The organism is Paenarthrobacter sp. GQ52 (genome assembly GCF_059759005.1).
The window spans coordinates 1-13,318 of the sequence record NZ_JCAXEJ010000023.1; the positions used below are offsets into that span (position 1 = coordinate 1).

General features: G+C 61.6%; 9 protein-coding genes and 2 pseudogenes. 4 read left to right on the forward strand and 7 right to left on the reverse strand.

The genetic code is table 11. The features are described 5' to 3' along the window. The 4 genes and pseudogenes from AC6CH8_RS20610 to AC6CH8_RS20625 all read left to right on the forward strand — a co-directional run. Positions 1–2,011 (forward strand): RCC1 domain-containing protein (locus tag AC6CH8_RS20610; RefSeq protein WP_498192121.1); only part of this gene is annotated, 2,011 nt, incomplete at its 5' end. Positions 2,012–2,154: 143 nt separating this feature from the next. Beyond that, entirely contained in the window at positions 2,155–2,505 is a 351-nt protein-coding gene (locus AC6CH8_RS20615; RefSeq protein WP_498192122.1) for an ArsR/SmtB family transcription factor, read from the forward strand. After that, positions 2,502–2,966, forward strand: a pseudogene (locus AC6CH8_RS20620) (SRPBCC family protein); the annotation flags it as partial. The gene AC6CH8_RS20615 and the pseudogene AC6CH8_RS20620, both read left to right, overlap by 4 nt. A gap of 48 nt (positions 2,967–3,014) precedes the next feature. Beyond that, entirely contained in the window at positions 3,015–3,416 is a 402-nt protein-coding gene (locus AC6CH8_RS20625) for a VOC family protein (RefSeq protein ID WP_498192199.1), read from the forward strand. 119 nt (positions 3,417–3,535) lie between these two features. Here the strand turns inward: AC6CH8_RS20625 and AC6CH8_RS20630 are convergent. From AC6CH8_RS20630 to AC6CH8_RS20660, 7 genes and pseudogenes are all read right to left on the reverse strand, one after another. After that, positions 3,536–5,691, reverse strand: a pseudogene (locus AC6CH8_RS20630) (copper-translocating P-type ATPase). A gap of 63 nt (positions 5,692–5,754) precedes the next feature. Next, on the reverse strand, positions 5,755–6,060 hold the full coding sequence (locus AC6CH8_RS20635; RefSeq protein ID WP_498192123.1) for a heavy-metal-associated domain-containing protein: 306 nt from the start codon (positions 6,058–6,060) through the stop codon (positions 5,755–5,757). A 207-nt stretch (positions 6,061–6,267) separates the two neighbouring features. Continuing rightward, on the reverse strand, positions 6,268–6,537 hold the full coding sequence (locus tag AC6CH8_RS20640) for an SHOCT domain-containing protein (RefSeq protein ID WP_498192124.1): 270 nt from the start codon (positions 6,535–6,537) through the stop codon (positions 6,268–6,270). A gap of 12 nt (positions 6,538–6,549) precedes the next feature. Then, positions 6,550–9,234 carry an AMP-binding protein gene (locus AC6CH8_RS20645; RefSeq protein ID WP_498192125.1) on the reverse strand — a complete coding sequence of 895 codons (2,685 nt, stop codon included), beginning with the start codon at positions 9,232–9,234 and terminating at the stop codon, positions 6,550–6,552. Between the two features lie 72 nt (positions 9,235–9,306). After that, complete coding sequence (locus AC6CH8_RS20650; protein WP_498192126.1) at positions 9,307–10,473, reverse strand: ABC transporter ATP-binding protein; 1,167 nt, start codon at positions 10,471–10,473, stop codon at positions 9,307–9,309. Next, positions 10,470–12,068 (reverse strand): ABC transporter permease, encoded by a 1,599-nt coding sequence (locus tag AC6CH8_RS20655; RefSeq protein ID WP_498192127.1) that lies wholly within the window; start codon positions 12,066–12,068, stop codon positions 10,470–10,472. Before AC6CH8_RS20655 ends, AC6CH8_RS20650 begins: the two co-directional genes overlap by 4 nt. A gap of 4 nt (positions 12,069–12,072) precedes the next feature. Continuing rightward, positions 12,073–13,122, reverse strand: a complete 1,050-nt coding sequence (locus tag AC6CH8_RS20660) for an iron ABC transporter substrate-binding protein (RefSeq protein ID WP_498192128.1) — start codon at positions 13,120–13,122, stop codon at positions 12,073–12,075. Positions 13,123–13,318: the final 196 nt, after the last annotated feature.

The window sequence follows — 13,318 nt, forward strand, 5'->3', positions numbered from 1 at the left end:
CGTCTCCACCGGCGGGTTGCTCGAGGTGAGCGGCACCCCGGTGAGGTCAGAGTTCATCCCGGAGCCCGACGTCGTGGTTGAACCAGACGCGGCCCCGACCGCAACAAAGCTGGACATGGCCCAACCGTTCGCGGAAGCCTCGGCGGATGTGTTCAACAAGTCCATGACGTTCAAGAAGACCGTCAAGGGTGAGTTCGGCAAACCCGACGCACCTTTGACTGGTAATGGCTCGGTGACTTTGAAGTCGTCGGTGACGGCGAAGGCCACGGCGAAGATGACCTTGGACGTCGGTTTTCTGCAGTTGAAGGAAGCCTCGGTAGTGGTGACGCCGTCGGTGAAGGCCGAGCATTCCGTCACCGCCGAGGGGTCGTTGAAGGGTCAGGTGACCTCAAAGCTTGGTGAGCTCAATGCCTGGTTCACGTTCTGGGTTGGGCCGGTCCCCGTGGCGGTGACCGCCGATGCGGAGATGAATGCGAACTTCGCCCTGGACGGGGATGCGCAGGTGGTTTTCTCCTCGTCGCAGACTGTTTCCAGCGGTCACGGTTTCAAATACAAAAACGGCTCGTTCAACCTGGTCAATGACAAGCCCTCCACTGCCGGGATCCAGAATCAATACAAGGCATCCGCGTCTCTTACCGTGCGGGCGTCACTGGATTTTGATGCCACGATCAAGCTCTACGGCGTCGCAGGGATCATGTTCGGAATGGGACCGTACGCGACCACCACCATCACCGTTACGGCGGCCACCGGGCAACAACTCAGCTGGACCTGCCCGCTGGAGCTCGGCGTCGAAGGGCGGCTAGGCGTAACTGCAGGCATCGAGATCATGGGCTTCGACCTGGGCGAGTGGGAAGCCACAGTAACCAAGTCATGGCCACTGTTCACTGCAAACCCGTGCCAAGGCACCACCGTCATCCAGCCCCCACCAACAAACCCCACGCCGACGCCTACACCGACTAACACATCGACGCCGGAGCCGGAAGTGGTTCAGCGGTCCTTCACGGGGTCTTCAACAGTGGCCTACGAAGTTCAATCTGACGGCACTGTGCGGACTTGGGGTGCAGACGCCGAGGGAAGCCTGCCAGAACCCGTTCCCGGACTTAGCGGAGTGAAGCACGTAGCCGCCGGCCACGGGGCGTCCTACGCAGTCAAACTCGATGGCACCGTATGGGCATGGGGGAATAACTCCTCCCACCAGCTCGGGGACGGATCTACCGAGTCCCGTTCTACTCCGGCGCCCATCCAAGGCTTGAGCGATGTGGTGGACGTTGCGGCCATGTACGACGGCGCCATAGCCCTGAAGAAGGACGGGTCTGTCTGGGCATGGGGTCTATACACCTTAGGACCTGACGCCATGCAACCGCAGGTTCGCCCGGTGCCGGCACGCCTGACAAGTCTTTCCAGCATCACGGCAATCTCGGCAGGTCCGGCTGCGGGCTACGCACTGAAAAGCGACGGAACTCTCTGGGCATGGGGACGGAACGGCACGGGCGAACTGGGCGATGGCACCACAACCGAGCGGCTGGACCCGATCAAGGTCAACCTCGACAACGTCAAAAGCATTTCCGCTGGAAACGGCACGGCGTACGCACTGAAAACGGACGGCACGGCGTGGGCTTGGGGTAACAACAGCTGGGGGCAACTCGGCGACGGAACTACAACCTGGCGTCACTTGCCAGTAGCAATTGCTGAGCTGTCCGGAGTCGCATCTCTGGAAGCCGGCGACGGAAATGGCTATGCCCTCATGAAAGACGGCACAGTCCGCGGATGGGGCTATAACGTGCTGGGTTCCGTAGGAAGTGGGGACACAAACGAGCGACACCTCCCTACCCCAGTAGTCGGTGTCACCGGAGCAGTGGCAGTTTTCGGCGGAGTCGGTTATGCCTTCGTCGTGCTGGGCAACGGTGATGCTTTGGCTTGGGGCTGGAACGAATATGGACAACTCGGTGATGGGACCAACCAGAACAGACCGTCTCCGGTTCCTTTCGGAGTACACGGATCGGCGCTGTAGTCCGGCCTGATCGCTTGGGTCCTCCGCACCGGTCCAGAGATTAAGACACCGATGCCCTCTCCTCGGTTGGTTCTCGTGAACGCTTGAACAGGAGCGACCTCATCGTTGTATTTGCGTAGGTACGTAATTAGGCTGGGCTGCAAATGGACGAATTGAGTACGATTTTCCTTGCGTTGGCGGATCCCACCCGCCGTGCTCTGCTGGCGCAGTTGCAGCGGGGCGAGGCGACGGTGACCGAATTGGCCGCCCCACACTCGATTAGCGTGCCTTCCGTATCACGCCACCTGAAAGTGCTCGAGCAGGCTGGGCTGATCACAAAGTCCAGATCTGCCCAGTGGAGGAACTGCCGGCTTCAACCCGCACCTCTCCAAAAGGTTGAGGAATGGATGGGACCGTACCGCGATTTCCTGAGCGCCCGTCTGGATCGCCTCGACGCTCAGCTCGCCATAACACCCGAGCAGCCCGACGCTCGCACCGAACCGGAGGATAGATGACGACCGATTACCCGCCACAGAATCGAAGCTTCACCCTTACCCGAATTCTTGCTGCATCTCGGCAGTCGGTGTTCAGAGCGTGGACTGACCCTGATCACTTGGCCTGGTTCTACAACCCCGACATGCCCACGCCGACCACACCCATTGAGGTGGACCTCCGGGTTGGAGGGACGTGGAAACAGCAGATGATCGTCGATGACGACCTCAGCTATCCCACCGGAGGGATCTACTTGGAGATCGTTCCCGACGAACGACTCGTCTTCCGCTGGGGAGCTGTCGGAGGATGGCCCGAACTCGACGGTGAGAGCGAACTGAATGCCCCTGTTGTCACGGTGCAGCTCAACGAGCTGGACACGCAAACGGAGCTCGTCCTCACAGTTCAGTTCTCTGAGCATCTGGACATCGAAGAAGTGCAAAAGCTCATTCTGGGAGGTACCCGGGAGGGTTGGGGTGCCACCATCGATCGGGTTAAGGACAGCACTGCCATGACACCTAAAACTCATGGGCGCATGGCCGGGCCCCAGATCTATGTCTCTTTCCCGGGAACGGCGCGGGAAGCACTGAACTTTTACTCGGGCATTTTCGGCGGTGAGCTGTCCCTGCACACCTACGAGGACTTCGGCAGGAGCGATGGCCCACCAGAAGCCATAGCTCATGGAGTGCTCAACGGCATCGTTGCTTTGGCAGGATCGGACGCAGCCGAAGGCCAAACAACGGTCCGGCTCGAAGGCATCATGCTCTCGCTGCTGGGAACCGCCGAACCGGCACTCCTCCACAAATGGTTCGATCAACTCTCCATTGACGGGTCGGTGCTTGATCCGCTGTCGCCAAAGCCCTGGGGCGCGTCCGATGGCCAAGTCATTGATCGTCACGGACTTCACTGGCTTGTCGGATACGAGCCAGCCACATGAGCGACGCGCAGCTGCTTGCCCAGCTCGCGAAAAGGGCGAGGACACGTTCTTCAAACGTCGATTTGGATGTCCCTGGACGTGGCCGGAGTTGATTCCGGTGAGGCCTGCACACTATTGAGTCAACGAACCTGCGAGGGGTTCAGTTTCACCCGACGGAGCAACTGGGCGTTCAGTGCCACCACGATCGTGGATATGGACATCAGGACCGCCCCTGCAGCCGGGGACAGGACGATTCCGGCGAATGCCAGCACGCCCGCGGCCAAGGGCACGGCGATGATGTTATAGCCCGTGGCCCACACGAGGTTCTGCCACATCTTTTGGTAGCTGGCCCGGGACAGGTCAACCATGGACAGCACCGCCCGGGGATCGTTGCCGGCCAAGATGACCCCGGCTGATTCCATCGCCACATCGGTGCCGGCACCGATGGCGATGCCAACCTCGGCCCGGGCCAGCGCAGGCGAGTCGTTGACGCCGTCCCCGACCATCGCGACCTTAAGGCCGCGGGCCTGCAGTTCAGCGACTTTTTTGTCCTTGTCCGCGGGCAGGACTTCAGCGAAGACCTCATCGATGTTCAACTCCGCTCCCACCGAAGTGGCTACCTGCCGGGCGTCGCCGGTGATCATGGCGACTTTGATGCCCCTGCTTTGCAGTGCGTCTACGGCCTGCCGGGACTCGGACCGGATGGCGTCCTCCAGGCTGACCGCACCCAGGATCCGGTCCCCGTCTATGACGTGCAGCACGGCTGCGCCTCGCCCCATCCATTCATGCGTGGACCTCGCCAGGGAGTCGGGTTCCGCGAGCGCCAGTTCGCGCAGCAGTGCCGGCCCTCCGATCTGCACGCTCCGGCCGTCGACCATCGCGCGCACACCCCGGCCCGTCATCGAGGTGAAACCCGTGGCTTGCGGCACTTCCAGGCCTCTGCTTTGGGCTGCCCGGACAATGGCCCGGGCGACGGGGTGTTCGCTGTCAGACTCCACGGCCGCGGCCAACGACAACAACTCATCGGTGCTGATACCTTCAACTGCGGCAGTGTCCTTGAGCTCGGGTTCGCCCTTGGTCAGAGTCCCGGTCTTGTCGAACAGAATGATGTCCACGGTGCGCATCCGCTCCAGCGCGATCCGGTTCTTTATCAGCACCCCAGCCTTGGCGGCCTGTTCCGTGGAAATCGCAATTACCAGTGGAATGGCGAGCCCGAGGGCGTGGGGGCAGGCGATCACCAGCACCGTCACTGTACGGGTGACGGCGTCTGGCAGGCTACCCAACAAGGCCCAAACTATGAAGGTGATGACACCGGCGATGGTAGCGAAGTAGAACAGGAACGCCGCCGCCCTGTCCGCGAGGGCCTGGGCTTTCGAGGATGATGCCTGTGCTTCGGCGACCACCGCTGGATACCAGCCAGAGCCGTGTCGTCCCCGACCGCCGTTACCGTAACGCGGACGGTGTTGTCCGTGGCCACGGTCCCGGCTACCACCGGGTCTCCGACGGAACGCAGCACTGTTTTGGATTCACCGGTGATCATGGATTCATCGAACTCGGCTTGTCCGTCGGCGATGGTGCCGTCGGCGGGCATCCGGGCCCCGGTCCGCACCCGAACAACGTCCCCGGTCCTCAGCTCGGAAACCGGGACAGTTTCGACGCCGGTCTCGGAGACGCGTTCGGCTTCGTCGGGCAGCAGTGCGGCCAGGGCATCGAGGGCGCCCTGAGCCGAGCCGAGAGCCCGCATTTCGATCCAGTGTCCGAGCAGCATGATGGCTACCAGCAATGCCAGTTCCCACCAGAAGTCCAGATCGAAGTTCCCGATCCGCAGGCTGGTGGCCCAGGACGCGGCGAACGCGACGGTGATGGCCATACTGATCAGCAGCATCATGCCCGGCTGCCGGGCCTTCAGCTCGTTCAGGCCGCCTTTAAGGAACGGCATGCCTCCATAGAGGAAGATCACGGTCCCCAGAACTGGCGGGATCCAGGTCGACCCCGGGAATTCCGGGGGCATATATTCCAGGAGATGCCCGAACATCGGGCTGAAATACACAACCGGGACCGACAGGGCCAAGGTCAACCAGAACCTGTCTTTGAACATGGCTGTGCTGTGCCCGGCATGCTGGCCGTGGCTGTGCACTGCATGATCGTCCTGGGCGCCATGTCCTTGTGGGTGGGAGGGGTGCTGATGCGAGGGTGTCGGCGCGCCGGGCGGCTGGTGAGGTACTACCTGATCCGTGTCGGCTGCTGCGCTGGCTGATGAAGTGTGGTGATCGGGGTGACGGGCGTGTTCTGTCATGGTGCGCTCCTCCAGGTGCGGCCCGCGGCATCGCTTAGGCGGTGCGGGCCGAACGTGTTTGGACTAGCTGCTGGTCAGGCTGTACCCCGCCGACGTGACGGCATCCCGGACCGCAGACGGCCCGGCGGATCCAGTGATGATCAGGCGGGAGACTCCGCCGGGGGCGAGGTCAACGGACGCCGTATCGACGCCGTCGAGGGCCTTGACGGCCAGCTCAACGCTGGCCACGCATCCCCCGCAGGTCAGGCCCTCTACGCCGTACTCAACACCTGTTTCGATTGGCGGAGTGGGGCTCGCATCGGTGGAGCAGCAACCGCAGCCAGATGAGGAAGCAGCCAGCGGGAGCTCGGTACGTGGTGGTGTTTGCATGTCAGTTCCCTTCATTGCAGAAGATGCGATGGGTGCTGTGGTTGAACGGCTGTAAAAAGGAACCCATACGGCCCTCCGCGACATACCACTCACTGACAACACCTTCAATATACCCCCAGGGGGTATGAAGAACAAGTGTTCATCTCTCACATGAAGAGGTCTGCCCGGTTTTCGGAAACAGAACTTGGCGAGGGCTGATGGCTCGCACTATCGGTCCTCACCGAGCACATTGAGGTACTCCCGGTACTGGTCTGCTGTGAGCTCCCCCTTCGCAAAGCGCTCATCGAGGATCTGGCGTGCCCTGCTCTCTTTCACCGGCGGCGGGTCGCCTGGCCCTTGTGGGCCTGCAGGCACGTATCCGGCGCGGCCGCCGCCAAAGACCCTTATTGCCAGAAGTACAAGCAACGCGATGCCGACAAGTAGCAGAGAAACCCAAAGCCACATCCACACCATGCCTTGTCCATAACCCCACATCATGATCGGCACCTTTCACTTCTGAGATTTACTCCCAGTCTTAGCCCGGATCCGAGCCGCAAATAGAGTCCGAAGTCCCGCTTGCTGGGCCCCCGTATGAAGGTTTGGTCCAACCGGAGAAGGATTCGCCAGAAGCCACCGCTCGGCGTTGCCCATCGCACGGGTTGCCAACGCCCAGTACGCCACTCCTGCCGCCAGGGATGCCGCCACCGCCAAGCCTTTGCTGAACTCGTCGAAGTACGGATACACCAGCCAGTGAGTGACGTAGATGTAGAGGGATGAACTTGCTAGCAGCGCCGTGATGCGATGAAGGCCGCGGGGAACGGGCAGGGTGGGGATCCACAGCAGAATGAGGAAACCAACCAAGATGGTGGCGCTACGGTATTCGTCTGGGAAGGATCCGGGAATGGTCAACAGGGCCAGGGCCGTCATGGCAGCGCGTTGCCACCATCGCCTGGATACCGCCGCGGCCCATCCGAAGGCGAAGAGCCACAGTACAGGCCCCTGACCGGGGTAGGGCAGTTCAATGACGTCGAAGCGCTGCAAGAGATCAATGCCTGCCAGGACCAGTGGAAAGGCCCATGGCCATCTGCGCAGCGCCCTATCAACGCCAGGAATGACCAGGAGGATCGCCAACCCAAGCAGGATGTGGACCAGCACCTCAACGAACCAAAAGCGCGACAGGTCAGTCCACCCTGGCGGGCCCACCAAGGAATTCAGTAAGAAGACGTTGTGCCAGCGATAGTCGTCGGTGACGACGAACGCGAGGCCGATCACTGCGATGCTGGGCACCACTATCCGCGCGACAGCCCGTAGTTGCCGTCTAAGCCGCTCGCGCCTGGACCCGGTGAGCTGGAAACGCGCAAAGTTGTAGCCGGCCAAGGCCATGAGCACGTGCGCGGTGCCTTCCCAAGAGAAAAAGTCGATGTGCGTGGCCACGATGAAAACGATGGCCACAGCACGGAGGACAATCCCTGTTTCCATGCTCGCGAGCAGCTTGCTTTGCCACTTCTGCACGGCACGGCCAACCGAGCCCGGAGCTCCCGCTTTCCCCAAGTCTCCCGACGGTGCTGAGTCCGGCGCGGGAACGAGCTCACAGATGGGCATCGTGTGCCATCCTTGTGGAATTCGGCCAAGAACCTTTTCCAGCCGCACGGACACCGCTACGTAAGATAGCGAGTCTCCACCCAGGGAAACGAAACTGTCCGTGATAGCAACGTCCTGACGCTCCAACGCGTCTGCGAAGATTCTCTGCACGGAATCCGTCGTCGCGGGCGAATTGCCGTCGTCGGCGTGGAGAACGTCTTCCGGCTGGGCCGGCTCTGGACGGACGGACAGCGCCAGGATAGCGGGGTAGTCAGGTTTCCCGTTGGCCAGCCGCGGAATGGACGGTACAGAGTAAAGTTCGACGGCGGCACGCGGCACCCGCAGGTCCTGCGCCAATGTTTTGGCCGCCAAGGCGAAGTCACGGTCCCCTTCCACGGCCGCAACCACCTTCTCGTCCGAGCCGGCAGCGGCGGCACTAAGGCCAAGGTCTCCAAGAAGCCGCTCTACTTGTCCCAGATCAATCCGGAGCCCTGCGATTTTGACGAACCTGCTGCGCCGGCCAACGATCTCATAGAGGCCGCCCGGGCCTTGACGAGCAAGGTCGCCGGTACGGAGCTCCGTAACTTCGCGGCCGAGAGCCAGATCCTCGGGTCGCTCCGCATAGCCCAGCATGACGTTGGGGCCGCTGAATACGAGTTCGCTGGCATCGAGCCCCGGAACGGGTTCAAGCCGGAACGCTCCGCCTGGTACTGGAATTCCGATTGCATGCGGGTGGACTACCGCCTGGTCGGGCGGCAAATAGGCCATCCGGGCCGTTGCCTCCGTCTGCCCGTACATGACAAAAAGGTCCCAGCCTCGTTTTTGGCCCAGTTCAGCGAATGAACGGACCTTTTCCGGTGCCAGTCGGCCTCCGGCCTGGGTGATGTAACGCAGGCTCGGAAGGTCCATGCGCTCGAAGCCGGCCCGGTCAAGAAGATCGAACGTGTACGGCACTGCGGCGAACGACGTCACGTGCCGGGACCGGACCAGTTCCCAAAAACAAGGGTCCACGACCGATAGGTCTGTCAGTGCGATCGAGGCACCCACCAGCAAGTGGCTGTTGACCACGCTCATCCCGTAGCAGTATGAGAGGGGAAGCGTGGTGGCTGCGGTGTCACTTGGACGCAGGTGCAAGTATTCGGCGATAGCGGCCGCGTTGGCCTGAACGGAGGCACCGGAGAGACGAACAAGTTTTGGCGATCCGGTGGAACCGGAAGTGCTGACCAAGAGTGCCAGCTCAGGATGCAGTTGGTGCCGGGTCTTGAGCCTGCGGATGTCCAGGACACAATCGCCCTGCGCTGAACGGGCAACAATGTCCGGGTCATAGGCGGCAATGAGCTTTTCGGAAGTTTGGCCACCGCCCGGGGGCAAGATCAGCAGTGGATGCCCTGACGCCAGTGCGGCGAGATAGACCGTCAGCGACGACAGGGTGTTCTCGGCCTCAAGGGCAATCAGGCATCGGGCAGGACCGAACGAGCGCGCCATGGCCTCGACGCGGCGGGCAAGTTCGAGGTAGCTGACTGAGCGTTCCCCGATACTGATGGCGGTACGGTCTCCGAACGAGGCCAGGTTGGCGGCGAACGAAACTCCGGCCAAATCCGGCTGAATAGTCACACCCGGGAGTTAACAAGGTAAAGCTAACCTAACTCAACTGGATAATGCCTTCCGTCGCGAATATGACTTCTGTTAGCCGCTCACCGGGAACGCTACGCCCTCTCCAACCACTCGAAGGCAAAGCTCCGTTCCAGGTTTGGTGATGGATGCATTCCAATGCCTGATGGTGATGACTTCGCCGCCGCCTGGGTAGCGGTGGCCGTTGCCGGAGCTTCCTCCGTCGGGAGCAGCATAAGCACCCAATTTGATGCGCACGGTGGTTTCCGGTCCGAAGTAGTCGGTGTCCACTACGACGCCACGGATGGGGCCATCCGGGGCGATGCGGATTTGTTCCGGTCGCAGCATGAGTTGGACCTTGCCTTGTGCGGGCGGGCGCCTGACGGGGATACCGCCCAGCGAGCATGTAGCCAGCGAGCCTTCCATCCACGCGTCCAGAATGACCGCCTCCCCCAGAAACTCTGCGGTGGCACGGTCAGCGGGACGAGTGTAAACGACGAAAGGATTGCCAATTTGGGCCAGTTTTCCATCACGCATGATGGCCACTTGGTCCGCGAAGGACAACGCTTCGGCCTGGTCGTGTGTGACCAGGATGGTGGTCACGCCTGCTTCGTTCAGAACCTTGGCTACGGCTCTTCGCGTGGCGACGCGAAGCCCGGCATCGAGGGCGGAGAACGGCTCATCGAGGAGCATCAATTCGGGCTCCCGAGCCAGGGCACGTGCCAATGCAACCCTTTGTTGCTGACCGCCCGACAACTGGTGGGGGCGGCGCTTTGCCATGGACGCATCGAGCGAAACCATCGCGAGAAGTTCCTCAACGCGTGCCCGCACGCCCCGCCGACCGCCGTCGAGCTTTCCAACGTCCAGACCGAAAGAGATGTTCTGCCCCACTGTAAGGTGCGGGAAGAGGGCACCGTCCTGGGCGACATAGCCAACGTGGCGCTTGTGCGCGGGAACCCGGACGCCGTTTCCGGCAACCGAAGTTCCGTTGAGGCTGATCGCTCCGCTGGTGGGATGTTCAAAGCCGGCAATAAGCCTGAGCAACGTGGTCTTGCCCGAACCTGACGGACCCACAATGGCCGTGGTGCCACCCTTGGAGACGGAGAGGTGAACACCCCTTAAGACGGTCTGCGGACCAAAATTCTTGGTGACGCCGGCAATGTCGAGGTGAGTGTCCGTTGTTGGTGCAACCGAGGGTGCAACGCGCGGTGCCGCGAAACCCGGGGAGGAATGAGTAGTCACTGTCCGGCCACTTTCTTGGACTGTTGGAAGAGGAGGTACGTCATGGGGGCCGAGAGCAGGATCATCAGCAGCGCGTAGGGTGCCGCGCCGGTGTAGTCGATTTCGCTGCTCTTGCTCCAGAACTCCGTTGCCAAAGTTCGAGTGCCGTTGGGTGCGAGCAGGAGCGTAGCCGTGAGTTCATTGACGATGGCGAGGAAAACCAGGGCCGCTCCCCCGGCAGCGGCCGGGGCGGTGAGCCGCAGGGTGACTTTGAAGAATGACACCAGTGGAGCCTTACCCAGGGACTGGGCGGCCTCGTCGAGCTCCTTGGGCGCTTGGGCAAGACCGGAACGGAGGTTCACCAGGGCCCGCGGCACGAAAAGCAGCACGTAGGCAGCGATCAGGACACCAGCGGTTTGGTAGACACCCGGAATGGCGCGGATGCTGACAGTGACGAACGCAAGGCCCACCACGATCCCGGGCATCGAGCTGGTCACGTAATTGGAAAGCTCAAGCAATTTACTGAACCAGCTAGGGTGCCGGACAGCCAGGTATGCCATGGGGAAGGCCACCACCGTGGTGACTGCAGCGCCCACTGCCCCGTACATGAGGGTTTGCAGGAGGGCAGGAACGAACTCGTCCGCTGCCCAAACCTCCGGCCCTCCAGCCACGGTCCAACGCAACACGAACCACACAGGAAGCCCGAAAGCCAAGACGGTTAGGCTCAACAACCCCAGTTGCGCCGGCGCTTGATAACCGCCGAGAGGAATCCGGGTGGCTTTGGCTTGGGCGCCGGAACCTACGCGTGCGTAGCGGGCCGAGCCGCGGCTTTTCACCTCGGCGAGCAACAGAATAAGGCAGAGGAACACCAGAACGCTGGCCAACATATTGCCTGCCGTGCCGTTGAACGTCGACTGAAACTGGACCATGATCGCGGTGGTGAAGGTATCGAAACGGATCATGGCAAAGGCTCCATACTCGGCCAGGAGATGCAACGCCACCAGCAGAGCCCCGCCGGTCATCGCGATACGAAGTTGAGGCAGCACCACTCGGAAAAACACGGCCCAAGGACCAAAGCCCATGGAGGCGGCGGACTGCTCGATAGCCGGGTCGAGCCTGCCTAGAGTAGCGGCTGCCGGGATGTAGACGAGCGGGAAGTAGGACAGCGTGGCGATGAGTACGCCCGACCAGATTCCCTCCAATGAAGGAACCGCGGACACCCATGAGTAGCTGTTCACAAACGCAGGGATTGCCAAGGGTGCTGCCAAGGCGACGGCCCACCAGCGGTGACCGCGAAGGTTGGTCCGCTCCACCAACCAGGCCCCGCCGACGCCCAGAACCAGGCACAGCGGAACAGTCAAAACCATCAGCATGATCGTGTTCAGCAGCAACTCGCCGACCCTCGGCCGGACAATCAATTCGACGGCGGTGTCCCAACCTGTCGCTGCTGTCATATAGACGACATAGCCCAACGGCACCAATGAAAACAGTGCAATCAGCACAGCCAGCAAGGACACAGTGGAAACGCCGAAAGGCGGGCGGGGGCGCTTGCCCCCACCCGCCGTCGTCGTGCTTTCCGGTCTCTGCGAGCCGGGAGCCGAAAGTCGGACGCTCACGGAATTACAGCAGTCCTGCCTTGGTCATCAGATCGGTGACCTTGGTGGAATTCAGCTTGGCCGGGTCAACGGCCGGTGCCTGCAGTTCCTTGATGGGAACCAGCTTCTGGTTGGCATCAACCTGGGACGCGATGGCGTACTCGAAGGAGGTACCGGTCTTGAGGATCTCCTGGCCCTGCTTGCCCGTGATGAACTTCAGGAATGCCTGGGCGTCGGATGCCTTCTTGGAGGACTTCAGGACACCGCCGCCCGAGATGGAAAGGAATGCACCCGGGTCCTGGTTCTTGAAGTAGTACGGCGTGACGTTCTTGGAGTTCTCGCCGGTCTTGGCCTGATCGCCGTAATAGTAGTAGTGGTAGATCAGTGCGGCATCGACTTCTCCGGCGTTGACAGCCTTCATGGCCGTGCCGTTGCCCTTGTAGGCCTTGAAGTTTTCCTTCATGCCCTTGAGCCAGGCTTCAGTAGCGGCCTCGCCCTTGAGTTCGAGCAGGGCGGCAACGATCGCCTGGTAGTCAGCGCCCGTGGGCGAAGCAGCCCACTTGCCCTTCCACTCAGGATTGGCCAGATCAAGCATGGACTTGGGGAGCTTGTCTTCGCTGATCTTGTTCTTGTCGTAGACCAGAACGGTGGAGCGAGCGGCGATGCCGGTCCACTTACCCGTGGACGGGCGGAACTCTGCCGGGACCTGATCTGCAGTGGCTTTGTCCACATCTGCGAAGAGGCCTGCGTTTTCAACCTGCGCCATTGCGGGTGAGTTCTCAGTGAGGAAAACGTCGGCCGGTGAAGCTGCGCCCTCTTGGACGATCTGGTTGGACATCTCAGTGTCCGAGCCCTGGCGAAGGGTGACCTTGATGCCGGTCTCCTTGGTGAAGGCGTCGATCCATTCCTTGGTCAGGCTCTCGTGCTGGGCGTTGTACACCGTGATGCCTTCGCCTGAAGCAGCGGCATCAGAGGCGGCAGGTGCGGTGCCGGCGTTGGAGCCACAGGCTGCGAGGCCGAGGGCTGCGGTGGCGGCGAGTGCGATTCCGGCCAGCGCGTTTTTGCGGAACTTCATGGGGGCTACTTTCTTGGGGAGAAGGGGAGGTTGGGGACTATCTCCTTCAAGAACTTTAGGTTAGCCAAGCCTAAGCTCCAACACCGGAGGGCCTACCGAGCGGGAGTCAGGAAGATTATTACGTCGACACTCGGCGAGTGACGCTACCCGAGGGACCTGAGCGAGCGTCCGGCCCAAACCCTCGGGATGTGAGCGA

Coding starts and splice junctions, on each gene's coding strand:
- AC6CH8_RS20615 (WP_498192122.1), top strand. CDS start 2,155: ATGGACGAATTGAGTACGATTTTCCTTGCGTTGGCGGATCCCACCCGC.
- AC6CH8_RS20625 (WP_498192199.1), top strand. CDS start 3,015: ATGGCCGGGCCCCAGATCTATGTCTCTTTCCCGGGAACGGCGCGGGAA.
- AC6CH8_RS20635 (WP_498192123.1), bottom strand. CDS start 6,060: ATGCAAACACCACCACGTACCGAGCTCCCGCTGGCTGCTTCCTCATCT.
- AC6CH8_RS20640 (WP_498192124.1), bottom strand. CDS start 6,537: ATGATGTGGGGTTATGGACAAGGCATGGTGTGGATGTGGCTTTGGGTT.
- AC6CH8_RS20660 (WP_498192128.1), bottom strand. CDS start 13,122: ATGAAGTTCCGCAAAAACGCGCTGGCCGGAATCGCACTCGCCGCCACC.